This window comes from Legionella norrlandica (assembly GCF_000770585.1).
Taxonomy (GTDB): domain Bacteria; phylum Pseudomonadota; class Gammaproteobacteria; order Legionellales; family Legionellaceae; genus Legionella; species Legionella norrlandica.
Genome location: NZ_JNCF01000024.1, coordinates 22,608 through 37,804 on the forward strand (window position 1 = coordinate 22,608; position 15,197 = coordinate 37,804).

Below are 15,197 nucleotides of genomic sequence, written 5' to 3' on the forward strand. Positions count from 1 at the left end.
ATGAGTATTTTAGCATTATAAAAGAACTTTTAGGAATAATTTGGATTATTTTAGTTCTATAGGCAAAAAAGTTCTTTAAAAATCGTTGCAAGTTCCAAAAAGTTCCTGATATGATTCTTTAAAGTGATCTGGAAAAGCAGGGCAAGATAGGTGAAGTTAGCTAACCAGCAAGCTGGCTATCAATCTTCACAAACCTTATTCGCACCTTCGGTGCTCAACGGGTATCTTGCTTTTTGAGATCAAAAAGAAAACAATTAATCAGTACCTAAAGGATTGCAAACCACTTGTTAAGAGGTCAGCATCCTTATGGACGATAAGAATAAACTACCTACCAGAAAACACGGCCGCCACCTACGTGTTCCCGTTCTTCCCGATGAAGAAATTGCAATTAAATCTCATGCCGCCCAAGCAGGACTTTCTGTTGCCGAATATTTACGTCGGATTGGGTTGGGCTATCAAATCCAAAGTGCCATTGATAAGGATTATATTCTCCAGTTATCCAAAATAAATGCAGACATGGGAAGGCTCGGCGGTCTGTTTAAGCTCTGGCTTACCCAGGATAGACGTGTCGCATATTTTGATCATCGAAGGGTTAAAGCTTTGTTGGATCGCATTCAAACAACGCAGGATGCAATGTTTGAAGTGGTGAAAAAATTATGATTATTCGCCATATCCCAATGAAGTCAGCAAGACTGAGCAGCTATTCAGCTCTGGTAAAATACATTACTGATGAACAAAATAAACAGGAACGAGTAGGTAAAGTCAGGATATCAAACTGTAACAGTGTTGATCCTACCTGGGCTATTCATGAAGTATTGGCAACTCAGGCGAGAAACCAAAGAGCTAAAAGCGATAAAACCTACCACATGCTCATATCTTTTGCCCCAGGGGAAAATCCCCCCAACGAGGTATTGAAAGCTATAGAGAAAAGTGTCGTATCATCTATTGGATTCAAAGATCATCAAAGGATTAGCGCTATTCATCACGACACAGACAACCTTCATATTCATGTTGCCATCAATAAAATTCATCCAAAAACCTTTAACATGATTGAGCCGTATAAAGCTTATAGAGTTTTTGCAGATGTGGCATCGAAGCTGGAAATTGAGTATGGTCTTGAAATAACCAATCATCGAACCCGAAAAAGTCGTTCAGAGAATATTGCCGATGATATGGAACAACATTCTGGCATTGAAAGCTTGATTAACTGGATAAAGAGAAATTGTCTGGAACAGATTAACCAGGCCAACCATTGGAATGAGGTTCATAAAATCCTATCCCTTCATGGCTTGGAAATTCATATTAAAGCTAATGGTCTGGTCTTTTGTAGTGAGGTAGGACTTATAGTTAAGGCAAGCTCTGTTTCACGATGCTTTTCCAAAAAGAACCTGGAATCCAGGCTTGGTGAATTTAAGCCCTCACCATTTAGTACTGAAAGATCCAGGCAAAATATTTATCGTTATGAACCACTAAATAGGAAAGTTATCGGTTCAGAAATTTATGCGCGTTACCTACATGAAAAAGAACATGGCAAAACGCTGCTTGCCGAGAAACTCAAACATCTACGTGAAGCTAAAGCCAGACTGATTACGAAAGCCAAGAAACGTGGTCGAACCAAACGAGCAGTTTTGAAGTTAATGAAAGCCCCGAGGACTCAAAAAAAATATCTTTACCAGCAAATCAGCAAAACCCTTTTGAAAGAAATTGAAAAAGTTCGCCAAAATTATGCCAAAGAACGAAAGCATCTTCTTGAATTACATAAAAACAAAACCTGGGCTGATTGGTTGCAGCAAAAAGCTCGGGAAGGAGACAAAGAAGCCTTAACAGCTATGCGTTATCAAAATCGAAAAAATCAAAGTAATTATTCCTTATCTGCCGCGTCAACTAATTTTTCCTTAGCTGATATTAAGCAAGTTGATTCCATTACTAAAGAGGGAACAGAGATATATAAAATGGATAAGGCGGTCATCAGAAACACCGGCAAGGAAATTAAAATTTCTAAGGGCGGCTCTATTGCTACACTGAAAAAAGCCATTGAGATGGCACAGCAGAGATTCGGCAACTGCATCCAGGTAAATGGCTCGCCACTTTTTAAAAAGATCATTCTTCAAATAACTATCCAGAATAATATCCCGATCACCTTTGCTGATTCAGAAATGGAAGCACAACGCCAAAAAATGGTCTTAGAACAGGAGAGACGCTATGAGCAATCAAGACGATACAGATTTAATGATGGAGGAAGAACTCCAAGAAGCAATGAAGCTGCTGGAACAACCATTGGAGAAAGAGGAGCACTTTTCAGTACGAAGCCCAACGCTGACAGCATTAGACAAGGCCCGCCAGCCAAAGGTCAAAACAGCTTGCGAGACTTGTCCCAACTCGATATGGTTCAGCTCGCCAGAAGAAGTAAAGTGCTATTGCCGGATAATGCACATGATCAGCTGGAGTGGCAAGGACTCCAACCTGATAACCATGTGCGACGGAAAATTTTTGGACTAACGTCGAATAGGAAAATCGATAAAGGCAGATCAATGTTTTAATTTTATACGTATTAGTTTTGAGTTAATCTGGCGGATTCCAAGGGTCAATACCTTGTAGTTCTAGAATATATGGGTCGTGCTCATCAACCTTAGCTTGAATTTTATCAACATCTTTAGCTAATTCCTGTACGTAAAACTCCAAGCTTTCCAATCTTTCTGCTATATCATCAGACATATCAACCCCACTGTTATTTTTTATAATTGACTGCATTGTATTCCAATCTTTATAACCATTTATTTTTGCAATGGCTTGTAGACAGGATGAGTGTGAAACATCACCAAATTTTTCGTCCAGGAAGGATTTAAGCACTTGAGCTTGTTTTTTAACAGAATCAATAGATAACATGATATGTTCCTCATCAAATTGGGAGTTATTGCCAGTGTCTGCATTAAGGCTTTCCCTTATCTGATTCAGAATAAAGAAAACAAATAATAAAATTAGAAAACTATTTACCATTCCCATATTGTATGGGTGCAGACGGATAGGTTAGTTTTAAACCGGGAAGAATAATCACATAAACTGAAATTAGTGTCAAACTAATATTCAAATCTATAACTTTCGAGCATAATATTAGCCTAAGAGATATGAACAACATTACTCCTTTGCGACAAGCGCCGGCGACTATATCGACTAGCAATTTTATCAACCTTAGGTTTAATCTGGCGTTCCACTCCTTTCATTCCCAGTTTGCTGTGCTTTGCCAAATCATTAAAATCACTGAATTGTCTGGGGTTTAATGACTGTTCGCCTGGTGCAAAGATTGGTAGAACAATAAAGCCATTGACAGCATCGGCAGCCTCACCTGCTTTTTCTTTGCCGGGGTTGATACCCTTCGATAACTCCAGATGCTTGTCATCATCAGCTGCCAGGATAACTGGAGTATGTGGATATTTTTCATGCAATGCTTTCGCCACCGATTTCAGGTTACCTGAATCAAAGGCAGAAACGACTGCAGGCAGCCCACATGCTTCTTTTATCGTTGCAGCGGTTGCATATCCTTCCGCAATGACAATAACCGGCGCATCAGAAAGTTTGTTCATGCCGCCGAGAACATGAAAGCAGCCATCCTTTTTTGAATCTTTAGCGAAGCGCTTGGTGCCATCTTCTGCAATGTATTGAACCGTCCAAATTGTACCTTCAATATCGGTTGCAGGAATACACGTTAATTTTTTGTCATCATCAGTATAAACATCTGGATGAACCTGAATGCCTTTTGATTTCATATAGGGTGTTGGCTCGGTGATCTCGCTCATTTTGGAAAGCCTTTGCTTGAGCCTTAAAGCGGTGCTTTTGTGCCTTTCCACCAATTCAAGCTCGCGATTTTTTTGATTTTCGAGTACCTGAGCCTTAAGTGCTGCTTTTTGTTCATCGGTTAAAACATAACCTTTACTTTTCCATTTTAGCTCGGCACCTGTGCGGTTATTTTTGATATAGCCTGCGGGAATACCATCTAAATGGGCCACGTAAAATCCTGCCTTTTCACCAGTTTTATCGCCCTCCATTTGTATACGATGAGTCTTGCCGTCCATGATAGGATGCTCACCTGTCAATACTGCACCCAAACTGATTAACGCTTCCTTGAATTCATCGGCTGGTGAAAGTGCTTTGTCTTCTGGTGAGTTTTGATTTTCTGGAAGCCAGGCTTTGATTTTTTCAATGGAAACACCTGGTTTTGCATACCAGCATTTCTGTGTTTTATCCCAGGCAATGCCAGGTGTTCCATCAGGCAACTTCCCTACCACGGATTTGGCTAACTCTTTTTGTTTGAATGGGATGCTAAGCCAGACTTTTTCAGGGATATTCTTTTCGGATTCCATTAGAGTTTCCTCATTATTTTTTTCATCCCTGTTTACAATAGATTGCTCATGCTGGATGTCTTGTGCTTGTTCCAATGAGCAAATGTGATTGACAATTTTTTCAGCATCCGCTGACGCTCTGAATATTTCCAGCGGATCACCTTCTAAAACGCGAATCCATGATTTGATGTAAGCCGTGTGTTGGGAGGGGTCATGTCCAATACCAAGCTCCGAACCCAACAGCATACTGGCGATTTCAGCCCTTAGTTCTTCTTTGGCGTAAGCTTCACTGCCAAAGGGATGGCGTAGGTCTCGATCAAGCCTTGAAGGATGCCCGCTCCAATGACCAAGCTCATGAAGGGCTGTGGCGTAATAATGGGCGGCTGATTTAAATTGCTCTTTGGGAGGGAGGTGAATGCTGTCGGTTGATACCCTGTAAAATGCTCTATCAGCCTCCGAATGAAAAATGGCAGCACCGGAATTAAGTAGCAGGTTTTCTGCTCTTTCAATTAAAGACCAGTCCTGCTCTTTTTGGACAAGTTCCGGCATATTATCAATTTGTGAGGCATGAAATACCGTTGCGTAAAACACCTTGGGTCTTTCAAGGTTAACCTGCACTTTGACAGGATTTCCCTGCTCATCGAGGACTGGGTTTCCCGCATCATCGTTTTTGATTTTTTCATCAGTAAATTTCCAGTATTGAACAGTCGTGCCTTTTTCTCCTTTTCTAACCTGCGCGTCAATGCTTTGTGCCTGTTTGTAGGTGAGCCAGCGGTTATCCCCGCTTTGATTTAACATCAAGTACAAGGCATTAATGCCTCGATACCGCTTTCCTGTGACTGGATTAAACGGGATTTGGCCGCCGCCCGTGCCTGGTTCCCATGGTTTTACCCAGGGCGCGGTTCCTTGTTTGAGGCTTTCAATGATTTGGTTGGCCACAACCTGATGGTGAGACAATTTAGTCATAGGCTGCCTCCTTAGCGTCATCTTCACTGAGCGCATCCTCAGAAAAGGCACCCATGATTTCTGCTTCGATGGGAGTGACTTCGGCGATAAAACCAGGAACCATCAAATCATCTAATTTTTCTGAAATTACATCCATTAATTCAGCTTTATTCATGCTATTTCTCCACTTGTTGCATTTACCCATATGGGTTTAATCACTCCCTTCACTTGCCCTATACGAATAGGCCATAATAACGACTATCAAAAGACCATTCGCTTTGGCTAGTCATAGTTATGAGTTCATCTTCTTTGATCTGATAATCTATGGTGCGCCATTGAGGCAAAGGTCGTTTCCTTCCATCTATTAATATCGGTTTTGAAAAGGGAATAAGTTGGCGATTAACAAAAACGCCGTCAGAGGTGATAGATATTTGATCACCATTTGTTGCCACCACTTTTTTCATTAAATATCCATAACCGCCAGGGCAAAGGCCACTTTCGATATAGCCTCTATCTAATCCCTGTTTAAAAGCCGGTCTATCATCAGGGCAAAAAATCACATAGGAATTTTTGATGTTTTTTATATTTGTAATGCGATAAAGGCCAAAAGGAATGGAATCTGTGGTGTTCACGCGAAAGCCCATCATCATGAAAAGAAATGCCATGCCGATGATGCTTAACAATAAAACAGTAATCCAGGAAGTGAACTTTTTCATAGTCTGATTTCCTCATCTTCACGAAGGCGGGCGCGTAAGATATCTGATTGCTCTGGTGCTTCAACGGAAGCTCTAGCGATAAACACAGGGTCTTTAAAATAAAGCGGCTGTTTGCCATAAATGGCGGGAAATCCTGCCACATACACCACCATATCGCCTGCTTCCTTGATTAAACCGTTTTCATCTTTTTTTGGCCCTTGCATACGTTGACATTCATCAACGGTTAAAAGCGGCCGCGAGACTTCTTGTTTTGTTTTGGAAATCTGGTTTAAAAAGGTTGAAAATCGTTTGCCACTGGTCGTGATATGCTCTTTCACAATAGTGGTTTGGCCGGTAAGTTTTGATAGATGCTCGGCGGTTTCAATCCGGTTGGGCGGATAAGCATTTTGGATATGGCAATTCGAGGTGATGGTTTCAGCTGGGCCATAGCCGCGCTCACGACTTTTAAGCTGATTAATGTCCTGGCAGATTAAATAAAACTTCAAACCATAACCGGCAACAAACGCCAATGACTCTTGTAAAATATCAAGCTTCCCAAGACTTGGGAATTCATCAATCATGCACAACAGGCGATGTTTATAGGTTTTCTTCGTTCTTACGAAATAATTCCCTCGCCCATCATCGACTCGTTCGAACTCCATTTTATCCGCCAAAAGGCGGACAACCATATTCAGCATAACCCGAATTAAAGGCTGCAATCGTGCTTTATCATTGGGTTGAGTCACGATATAAAGACTGACAGGGCTTGCATGATGCATCAAATCTTTAATACAGAAATCTGAGCCAGAGACATTGTGGGCGACCACCGGATCACGATATAAAGCCAGGTACGATTTTAAGGTGGATAAGACAGAACCCGCTTCTTCCTCCGGCCTATCAATCATATCACGAGCCGATGCGCTGATAACAGAATGTGTTTTGCCATCAACATGCGGGTATTGGGTCATTTCAATCAATAAATCGGCGATATTGGTATTTGGATCGACCAACATGCGATCAATATTTGGAAAAGTAGCCGGTTCTCCTTGGTTTTTCAGCTTATAAATTGCATGTAGAATAAACCCAACCAAAAGTGCTTGGGATGTTTTCTGCCAGTGGGTTTCAAGTCCTTTACCATCGGGATCAATTACAAGCGTTGCAAGATTTTGTACATCACCAACTTCATATTCCGTACCTACTCTAATTTCATCTAACGGATTCCATCGGGCTGAACCCTTTAATGTTGCCGGCTCAAAGCGAATGACTTTATTTTTGGCATGCTTTTGACGCCAACCAGCTGTTAATGCCCAAAGCTCTCCTTTTAAATCCGTAATCACACAAGACTGTTTCCAGGATAAAAGGGTAGGAATAACAAGACCAACCCCTTTGCCAGAACGCGTTGGGGCATAAGTTAAAATATGCTCTGGGCCATTATGGCGTAAATAATGAATATCCCCTTTTTCATCTTCAATAGCACCGACATAAACGCCTTCCTCATTGCCAAGCAATCCAGCATTTTTTAAATCATCTCTGTTGGCCCATCTGGCTGAACCATGCAGGTATTCACTGATGTTTTCTTTTTTTAAAGGCTTAGCAACAAAAACAATCAACATTAAAAAAAGACTGCCACTCATCGCCATCAAACCAAAGGCTGCATTAAAATAATCAGGATAATAATGATGGTATTTCAAGCTCCACCAAAGGGACTGCCATGGAAAGTAGACATGATTCAGCGAAAACCCTAATTTATCACTAAAATGCAACTTATAAGCCACAAATTGTGTGCCAACCTGCATACTGATGAAAAACGAGAGAGCAACTAAAATAACAAGTTGTTTATTCGTTTTTTCATTATGCTTTTGTCTCACCTGTGGGCCAATGGCTTTGTTGGGTTTGTTCAAGCTCATTGACCGTCTCCAGATGCTTTTTGATTGACAAATTGACTGACTTCATCATCACTGTTTATGTTCCCTGAACTAAAACTGCCTTCTGGAGCACCCATAGAAGTGACATTTTGAGACTCGGATACCTGTTGCTTAATAGTTGACGATTCAGTATTGGAAGATACGCGCTGATGAATGGCATCAGCAATTTTACCGCCTGTGGTATCAGCCGCTTTTGCAGAAAAAGCATCTTTCATGCTTGCTGCTTTTTCGCGGGCGACATCAAAAGCCCCAGAAGCTAAATGTGAACCAAAGGAACCAGCAAATTTAGAAGCTTGTCCCATGGCCTGAGCCAAACCACCTTGTTTTGAGCCTGGGTTATCCCCTGAAACGGAGCCAGCGCCACTTGCGCCGATACTATGAGAAGCAGCCTTGAATGCAGCTTGTAAAGCGGATAATCCCCCAGCACTCTGCACAGCTGCAGCACCCGCAGCGCCTGCTAAGGCTGTTCCTGCAATTCCTACAGCCCCTAACGCGCCTCCCAGACCAAGACCACCACCGCCACCTGAGCCACCACCGGAAACGATGCCGGATAAAACAGGTGGAATTTTATTGATAAGTACCAGCAAAAGTACGGCAACCACTAGCATGACAAACATTTCTTTTAGCATGATGTTTTCTGACATTGCCGTGTAATATTGATCTACAAAAGACTTCCCTATGCCGATAATCAGAATCATGGCAAATGCTTGTAAGGCGATCCCTAGCACCGTTTTGTAATAGTTAATCGCAATATCCTGTGTCCAGCGTCCACCGCCAAAGCCTAATAAAATAATGCCGCCATAAGTTAAGATCCAGGCTGTAATCAGGATAATGAGCATATTAATACTGACTAATGCCAATACAATCAGAATAAGCCCCGCAACGATTAATCCCACCGTCGTTGCCGCTGGAGACCAAATCGATGAGCTATCGATTGCTTTTGAGACAATATCAAAACCTACATCCACAATATCAGAAGGTGAGACGTGTTCATTTATTCCAGAAGCCTTTGCCGCCAGCTGTCGCATGGAATCCATGATAGCAGTTGCAATCGCAGGCCCATTGTCTAAAATCCAATAGAAAAAACCGACAATCACTAAAAATTTTACAGTTTCTGCCAAAAACTCTTGAATGTCTGCTTTACGCAAAGCCATGAGACCATAAGTCCACACCATGCTGATGGTGGCCAAAGACCAAAAAAGATAACGAGCATAACCTAAAATAGTTTGGCTCCACATCGAGGCAGTGCTGGAAAATCGATATAAGATATTGTCTAGCAAATCTCTGCTGTCTACGCCATGGCCCTGGGCATGACAGCATACAGAAAAGCCGAGCAAACAGAGTATGAGTAAAGAGGTGGTTGTCATTTTATTCATAGTATTACCACTTTTTCCCTGAACTTTTCGAATAGCTTCCCCCTCTGAAACAAGCATCTCCAATGACCTGGAGTTCTTCTTTTGTGCGGCCTTCTCTTGGGCTGTCGCAGGTTAACGAGGCCAAATGCTCTGCCTTTTTCCTTGTTTTGGTTTCTGTACCTTCACAGCCTGAAAGCAAACAAGCGAACACCATGATAGATAAACTGAAGCGTTTCATTTCTTCTCCTTGTCGTTATGACTGAATTACCATTTTTTACCTGAGCTTTTATGATACGTACCCGCTCGAAATTGCTCATCACCCGCGGCCTGTATGGCCTCTTTATTGGCGTTTGCCGCATCTTTTACCGTCTGCGCGTTTTGTTGTGCTAATAAAAGCCCTCTGATTTGAAGTAATTGATGTGATTGATTGCTGGCTAATTGTGAAGCAGCCTGTAGTGCCTGCTTTTGCCCAACGGCACTTTGCGCCTGAGATTGCAAGACCCGTAGTTTTTCTGAGTCATCTTTCAAGCTCTGTTGTTGCTTATCAATCCCTTTGAGCATGGCATCATTAGCACGCTTTTCGGCAACTGAAGTTGAGAGTCTACTTTGTTTGATTTTCCTGAGTTCTTCGGGTGAGCAATGGCCATTACCATTAAAACAAGGAGTTTTCTGATAGTATTCCTGGCTCTGAAATCGGTCCAGATAACCTTGAAGGCTGCCTGCTTCCTGCTTGTAATAATCAATTGTATTAGTCGATTCAAGCAGATTATTAATGACAGAGTTGGCATTATCCCACTGGAAGGAAGTGAGCGACTTAGTGTTCTCTAACATATTTTGGTATTGCTGTAGCTGATTGTTGTATTGATCAATCTGAGTTTTATACTGACTCACCTGATTCAGTATGATTTTTCCATTTTCAATCCAATTGGCAAAATCAAATACGGGCGCACCGCTGGCGAAAACATGTAGTGTCCATAAATAAATAAGCATGATTCTAAATTTCATTGCACTCCTCCTGTATCAATAAGCAAACTGTCTAAAAGGTTCTTTAAAGGTTAAATCTTTCACTACAATGATGTTGAAACGGTAACCGGGACGCACATTAATGGTCGGGGATACGTTCAAATTTTTTGAAACCAGTTGTGATGTCACCTCTCCTAACTGTTGTCCTAATGCCTGACTCAAGACAGAACCCGCTGTGGGTTGGTTGTAACCGAACTGGTTAGGCTGATTACTGTTCTGGCTGTAGGTAATACCCGCAACAATGCCAGACATTAAAAGCGCTGAGCCATAAATTCTTGCGTAATGATGATCCACTTGATCACGAAATCCGGCGAATCCCGCACTATCAGCGCCTGGCATGGAGCCAATATCCAATGCCTTGCCATCAGGAAACACCAGTCTCTGCCAAGCCACTAATACGGAATTCTGGCCAAAGCTCACATCACTGGAATAAATGCCAAATACTTTGGTTCCTTGAGGAATGAGAAGGTATTTACCGGTTGCGGTGTCATAGATGTTTTGTGATACCTGACCGATGATTTGCCCTGGTAATTCAGAGGAGATGCCACTGACCATTACTCCTGGAATCACCCCACCCGCTCTGAGTTCATATCGGCTGTTTGGACTTTCAAGTCTTGAGTTTAAATGCCAACGCATTTCATTTTCTTCACCACCTAAGGTTTGCGGCATGGGTTTGTTGTGTCTCCCTTGTATCAACATGAGTTGCTCTTTAAAGGCCGTAGATGAGTCAACATTGAATGTCACGTCATTCCCGCTCATGGATGTCCTTACACTTGCTCTGTTATTCAGCCGTACGTTATCCACCATAATGGATGTTTTTGCTTTGACCGCCTCTTCAAATTCTTGTGTTTTTTCCTGGCGAATGCGTTCTATTTCAGCATCAGTCACATTTTGATCCAACGTCTCTTGTTTTTGAGGCAAGTCTTGTTGCTCAAGTATGGGTAGGGAAGCCTCCTGCTTGATTGTGATCGTTTCAGTTTGCGGAGCTACGACTGGTACTTTGTGGTTTCCTACCACTTCATAAGCCAGACTCATGGTGTTTTTTTTCTGACTTTTAATCTTTACTATTTCGGGAGATTGGTTCTGTGCATTTGCCCGTTTATTGGCAACAAAAGCTATCAACACCACAAACACAGTTAAAATACCAATGACAATGATTAATGGTACGTTATTCACCCGCTTCACACCGGCTGTCTGGAGTTTTTGCGGTGAGTAGTCTTTTGATAAAAAATCGTTGTTTTGATTCATCAGTCTCACTCCTTATGAGTCCATGCGCTAACTGGGGGAATTTTTCCACCGGTTTTGGCATAAATTCTGCTGAAGGTCTGTGAGCCAATAAAAAGGCTGACTCGGTAAAGGTTGGTTGCTTTAATCTCATCGACAACATAGAAAAAATTGGCCTTTTGTTTGGGGCAATTGTTTTCAATCACGCCATAACCTTTTTTTCGCATTTCATGAATCAGGCTGATGCCAAAAGCATCCCTTACCTTTTGACTGATGCAAAACGTATTTTGAGCAGGTGGATAGACACGTGTTAATTGGGATGCCGCGTCTTGTGCCAAATAAACGTCTCGGCCTTGAGATACTTGAGTAAAATTCCCATAACGCTGACTTGCACAGCTTGATAGCAATAGAGCAAACAATAAAACACTTAGTTCCTTCATCTTTAGCACCTCGTAATGGTAATTTTTTCTTGAGAGCTTCCACTTCCGATAACCAATATTGCCCTATCAAAAACGCTATCGACGATGTAACGACAACCTTGCAGACGATAATTCACCATGACGGACTCTGATTTTTGAAACAAACCACGGCTTCTTAAAACCAATAAAACAGGGGCTTCACTTTGTGCCATCGTTTTCGGCATCTCAATAATGGTCTTAACGCCATTGTTGTAAACCCGAAGCGGCTTAAATCGTGCATGGCCCTGAATTCGGTAGTTGAAATTCAGGTTGCCAAGGTATTCGTTGGTTTCTGGTAACGTATCCATTTTTCTTCTTTCGGCCTGAACATTTTGAATGAACTGCCACTTTGCTTTTGCTTCATCGGGATAAATGAAAGATACGTAAGGCATAAACTCAGTGCGGTCGGACTTTAACCTGAAATGATAAGTTCTTCTGTCTGTAGTTACGACCAAAGAGGAATCAAGTCCAACATCTTTAGGCTTGATCAATAAGTGGATTTGTTGCGCAGCTCCTGAACCCGTAATGGATGGCTCAACAATGAAGCGTGGATCACCAACATTCATATCGTTAAACTGCTCACCTGCCTGCAAAGCAATATCACAAACCTGCAAGGGAGCGCATACTACCCTGATTTGCCCTGAGCCATAAACAAAACTGACTGATCCATCCGAGGATGGAAATGGTTTGCTGGTTTTGTCTCCCTTTTGCCAACGCTCTGCAATATCTAAAGCCTGCTTTTCCTGATTTGACAGTTTTGGATCGTTTTCGGAAAAATAACGAGTGGCCAGCTCATTATTATCCAGGGCAAAACCTGTCAATGGCATCAATAAACAAAAAGTGAGCATTATTTTTTTCATCGCTGTTCTCCATGCTTTAATTCATAGGACCAGTTAAAATCACGGATAAAAATTAAGTGTGGGTTTTTCAAAATAGACTCACTGGAGACATCATTAAGTTCGTTATCCTGATACATCGTGATCATGGCTTTCATCACATAGGGCTTTTCTTTAAGCGTTCCGTCACGATTTCTCACCGTCTCAACCCAATCAACCTGCCAGGTCTCATCAGACTCTTGTAGAACTGATCGAATCTCAATGCTGACGATTTCATGCGTCGCTCTTTCAAAGGGATTAGACTGCTGTTTATTACTGTAAAATTCCTGAACTTTGGCTAGAGCCGCATCATTCTGATTTAAATAGGAATAAACTTGAAACACAGCCTTCTTTTGTAGTTCAACATCGCTACTTACCATGCGGATATTTTCAATAAAATGTGCAGCAGCCGCCCGATAATCATCAATATTGGCTTGTCCAACCCTATCCGCACGGGTGACTGACAAGGTATTGCCATTAGCGTCCTGCTGAAATACCAAAGGGATAAATTTGGACTGGCTGCCAATGGATATAAGCCCACCAACAGCGGCCAGTGCCAATAAAAGGCTGCTTAAGCCCACCAGTTGCCAAACCTGTACCGATTTCATAAGCCCTGCGGTATGAACATTCCAGGCGCGTCTGGCATTAAGAAAGGGATTCTCCGTTAACGCTTCATTTTTCTTTTCAGGTCTTTTGGTATTAAGCCATTGTTTTATTTTTTTCATGCTGCTTCTCCGTACTGTTCCAATTGGATTCCTTTTTCCGTAAGCCACTGAGATACCCATCCATCACTGTACTTCAACTCAAGCTGTTTCATCCGAGCTATAGAATCGGGATCAGTAGCCCCTACAAAAGCCAAAGCCATAGAGCCTAATGCTAATTGATAAAGACGTTGTCCTTTTTCGCTGACATAGTAGTAATCACGCTTGGGTTGGGCTTGAGCTATGATGTCAATCTGACGTGGATTTAAGCCCATGCGTTCATAAATCACGCAGGTTTCAGGATCTCTTGCATATAGATTGGGTAAAAAGATTTTGGTGGCTGTGGATTCAACAATGATGTCTAAAATGCCGGATTTTGCTGCATGGGAAAGATGTTGAGTTGCCATAAATACAGCGCAGTTTTTCTTGGCCATGGAATCAAGCCATTCAGCAATCTTGTTTTTAAAGACAGGATGCGCGAGCATCAACCACGCTTCATCCAGTAAGATGAGCGTTGGGCGGCCATCCAGTGAGGTTTCAATGCGTCGAAACAGATAGAGCAACACAGGCAGTGCAAATTTTTCGCCTAATCCCATTAAGTGCTCAATTTCAAAGGTCATAAACGAGGACAGACCTAAACCATCACATTCAGCATCCAATAAATGCCCCATCAATCCATCGATGGTGTATTGCTTTAGGGTTTCACGAATGTGTTCGTCCTGAATGGTCATGACAAATTCGGATAAGGTTTTAGAGCCACTTTGATGCATGCTGATAATGGCATAGCCGATTTCATTACGCTGTGCTGGGGTGGTATCCAAACCATTTAATGCCAGTATTGTATCAATCCACTCCATAGCCCAAGCCCTGTCTGCCTTGGACTCTAAAAACTGCAAGGGCGCAAAGGCAAGCTTTGAGTCTTTATCAGCAATGGTGTAATGCTCACCACCTGTCGCCTTGCAGGTTGGATACATGGATAGTCCTTTGTCAAATGAATAAATACGGGCATCTTTATACCGACGCCAAGACAATGCGAGTAAACCAAGGTGAGTTGATTTACCAGACGCGTTGGACCAAACATAATGCCATGGCCTAAGTCTCTGACATGAAGATTCAGGCGAAACGGTGCATTACCACTGGTGACGCAATGCATCAGAGGTGGTGACAAGGGTGGGAACAGTGGGCACGGTGCTTTATTCTCACCTGTCCAGATGCTGGATGTTGGCAATAAGTCCGCCAGATTCATGGTGTTAATCAATGGTCGTCTGATATTTTCAACGCCATGGCCTGGCAGGCTGCCCATAAAAGCATCCATGGTATTAATGGTTTCTACTCTGGCCGCAAAACCCAACGCATTGATGTTCTTTTCAATAAACAGCGCTGCTTTTTCAACTTGTGCGCGATCTTCATCCATTAAAACAACAACCGAAGTGTAATAACCTTGCCCTACCATGCCAGAATTGGTTTCAGCAATGGCTGATTGCGCATCATTGACCATGCTAAGCGCATCTTCGTCGACAATGCCTGAATTGGTATTAAAAATCTGATCAAAAAATCCTCTGACTTTTTGCTTCCATTTTTTACGGAATTTAGTGAAATGTGCGACAGCTTCATGCGCATCCATGAATATGAAGCGGGAGTTCCAGCGATATTCAATGG

13 protein-coding genes and 2 pseudogenes are annotated in these 15,197 nt (G+C 42.2%); 2 read left to right on the forward strand and 13 right to left on the reverse strand.

All coding sequences use genetic code 11. The features are described from left to right. Window positions 1–306 precede the first annotated feature (306 nt). Both traJ and traI read left to right on the forward strand, forming a co-directional pair. On the forward strand, window positions 307–660 hold the full coding sequence (gene traJ / locus OK13_RS07750) for a conjugal transfer transcriptional regulator TraJ (RefSeq protein WP_035889658.1): 354 nt from the start codon (window positions 307–309) through the stop codon (window positions 658–660). Further along, on the forward strand, window positions 657–2,540 hold the full coding sequence (gene traI, locus OK13_RS07755) for a TraI/MobA(P) family conjugative relaxase (protein WP_035889662.1): 1,884 nt from the start codon (window positions 657–659) through the stop codon (window positions 2,538–2,540). The genes traJ and traI overlap by 4 nt, the downstream gene beginning before the upstream one ends. 22 nt (window positions 2,541–2,562) lie before the next feature. Here the strand turns inward: traI and OK13_RS07760 are convergent, their stop codons facing one another. The 13 genes and pseudogenes from OK13_RS07760 to OK13_RS07820 form a co-directional block, all read right to left on the reverse strand. Beyond that, entirely contained in the window at window positions 2,563–2,886 is a 324-nt protein-coding gene (locus OK13_RS07760; RefSeq protein ID WP_148651040.1) for a glyoxalase superfamily protein, read from the reverse strand. A gap of 230 nt (window positions 2,887–3,116) precedes the next feature. After that, on the reverse strand, window positions 3,117–5,303 hold the full coding sequence (locus OK13_RS07765; RefSeq protein ID WP_035889671.1) for a zincin-like metallopeptidase domain-containing protein: 2,187 nt from the start codon (window positions 5,301–5,303) through the stop codon (window positions 3,117–3,119). After that, complete coding sequence (locus OK13_RS14755) at window positions 5,296–5,457, reverse strand: hypothetical protein (protein WP_027226379.1); 162 nt, start codon at window positions 5,455–5,457, stop codon at window positions 5,296–5,298. The genes OK13_RS07765 and OK13_RS14755 overlap by 8 nt, the downstream gene beginning before the upstream one ends. After that, window positions 5,454–5,998, reverse strand: a pseudogene (traF, locus tag OK13_RS07775) (conjugative transfer signal peptidase TraF). The gene OK13_RS14755 and the pseudogene traF overlap by 4 nt, the downstream one beginning before the upstream one ends. Continuing rightward, window positions 5,995–7,884, reverse strand: a complete 1,890-nt coding sequence (locus OK13_RS07780; RefSeq protein ID WP_035889680.1) for a type IV secretory system conjugative DNA transfer family protein — start codon at window positions 7,882–7,884, stop codon at window positions 5,995–5,997. Before OK13_RS07780 ends, traF begins: the two are co-directional and overlap by 4 nt. Next, the gene (gene trbL / locus OK13_RS07785) at window positions 7,881–9,278 is read right to left on the reverse strand and encodes a P-type conjugative transfer protein TrbL (protein WP_035889686.1); all 1,398 of its coding nucleotides are present in this window, start codon (window positions 9,276–9,278) and stop codon (window positions 7,881–7,883) included. Before trbL ends, OK13_RS07780 begins: the two co-directional genes overlap by 4 nt. Before the next feature lie 4 nt (window positions 9,279–9,282). Beyond that, window positions 9,283–9,495 carry a hypothetical protein gene (locus OK13_RS07790; RefSeq protein ID WP_035889688.1) on the reverse strand — a complete coding sequence of 71 codons (213 nt, stop codon included), beginning with the start codon at window positions 9,493–9,495 and terminating at the stop codon, window positions 9,283–9,285. Between the two features lie 26 nt (window positions 9,496–9,521). Next, the gene (gene trbJ, locus OK13_RS07795; protein WP_035889689.1) at window positions 9,522–10,262 is read right to left on the reverse strand and encodes a P-type conjugative transfer protein TrbJ; all 741 of its coding nucleotides are present in this window, start codon (window positions 10,260–10,262) and stop codon (window positions 9,522–9,524) included. Window positions 10,263–10,277: 15 nt separating this feature from the next. Further along, window positions 10,278–11,528: a TrbI/VirB10 family protein gene (locus OK13_RS07800; RefSeq protein ID WP_035889691.1), complete on the reverse strand. Its 1,251-nt coding sequence runs from the start codon at window positions 11,526–11,528 to the stop codon at window positions 10,278–10,280. A 5-nt stretch (window positions 11,529–11,533) separates the two neighbouring features. Then, on the reverse strand, window positions 11,534–11,944 hold the full coding sequence (locus tag OK13_RS07805; RefSeq protein WP_011945690.1) for a conjugal transfer protein TrbH: 411 nt from the start codon (window positions 11,942–11,944) through the stop codon (window positions 11,534–11,536). Window positions 11,945–11,946: 2 nt separating this feature from the next. After that, a complete protein-coding gene (gene trbG, locus OK13_RS07810) occupies window positions 11,947–12,822 on the reverse strand; it encodes a P-type conjugative transfer protein TrbG (RefSeq protein ID WP_011945689.1) in 876 nt (291 codons plus the stop codon). Continuing rightward, window positions 12,819–13,562: a VirB8/TrbF family protein gene (locus OK13_RS07815; RefSeq protein WP_011945688.1), complete on the reverse strand. Its 744-nt coding sequence runs from the start codon at window positions 13,560–13,562 to the stop codon at window positions 12,819–12,821. Before OK13_RS07815 ends, trbG begins: the two co-directional genes overlap by 4 nt. After that, a pseudogene (locus OK13_RS07820) lies at window positions 13,559–15,197 on the reverse strand (VirB4 family type IV secretion/conjugal transfer ATPase); the annotation flags it as partial. The gene OK13_RS07815 and the pseudogene OK13_RS07820, both read right to left, overlap by 4 nt.

Excerpts from the sequence above, each read along its gene's own strand:
- traJ (WP_035889658.1), top strand. The coding sequence starts at position 307 with ATGGACGATAAGAATAAACTACCTACCAGAAAACACGGCCGCCACCTA.
- OK13_RS07800 (WP_035889691.1), bottom strand. The coding sequence starts at position 11,528 with ATGAATCAAAACAACGATTTTTTATCAAAAGACTACTCACCGCAAAAA.
- OK13_RS07815 (WP_011945688.1), bottom strand. The coding sequence starts at position 13,562 with ATGAAAAAAATAAAACAATGGCTTAATACCAAAAGACCTGAAAAGAAA.
- OK13_RS07790 (WP_035889688.1), bottom strand. The coding sequence starts at position 9,495 with ATGAAACGCTTCAGTTTATCTATCATGGTGTTCGCTTGTTTGCTTTCA.
- trbJ (WP_035889689.1), bottom strand. The coding sequence starts at position 10,262 with ATGAAATTTAGAATCATGCTTATTTATTTATGGACACTACATGTTTTC.
- OK13_RS07765 (WP_035889671.1), bottom strand. The coding sequence starts at position 5,303 with ATGACTAAATTGTCTCACCATCAGGTTGTGGCCAACCAAATCATTGAA.
- OK13_RS14755 (WP_027226379.1), bottom strand. The coding sequence starts at position 5,457 with ATGAATAAAGCTGAATTAATGGATGTAATTTCAGAAAAATTAGATGAT.
- OK13_RS07805 (WP_011945690.1), bottom strand. The coding sequence starts at position 11,944 with ATGAAGGAACTAAGTGTTTTATTGTTTGCTCTATTGCTATCAAGCTGT.
- trbL (WP_035889686.1), bottom strand. The coding sequence starts at position 9,278 with ATGAATAAAATGACAACCACCTCTTTACTCATACTCTGTTTGCTCGGC.
- OK13_RS07780 (WP_035889680.1), bottom strand. The coding sequence starts at position 7,884 with ATGAGCTTGAACAAACCCAACAAAGCCATTGGCCCACAGGTGAGACAA.
- traI (WP_035889662.1), top strand. The coding sequence starts at position 657 with ATGATTATTCGCCATATCCCAATGAAGTCAGCAAGACTGAGCAGCTAT.
- trbG (WP_011945689.1), bottom strand. The coding sequence starts at position 12,822 with ATGAAAAAAATAATGCTCACTTTTTGTTTATTGATGCCATTGACAGGT.
- OK13_RS07760 (WP_148651040.1), bottom strand. The coding sequence starts at position 2,886 with ATGTTATCTATTGATTCTGTTAAAAAACAAGCTCAAGTGCTTAAATCC.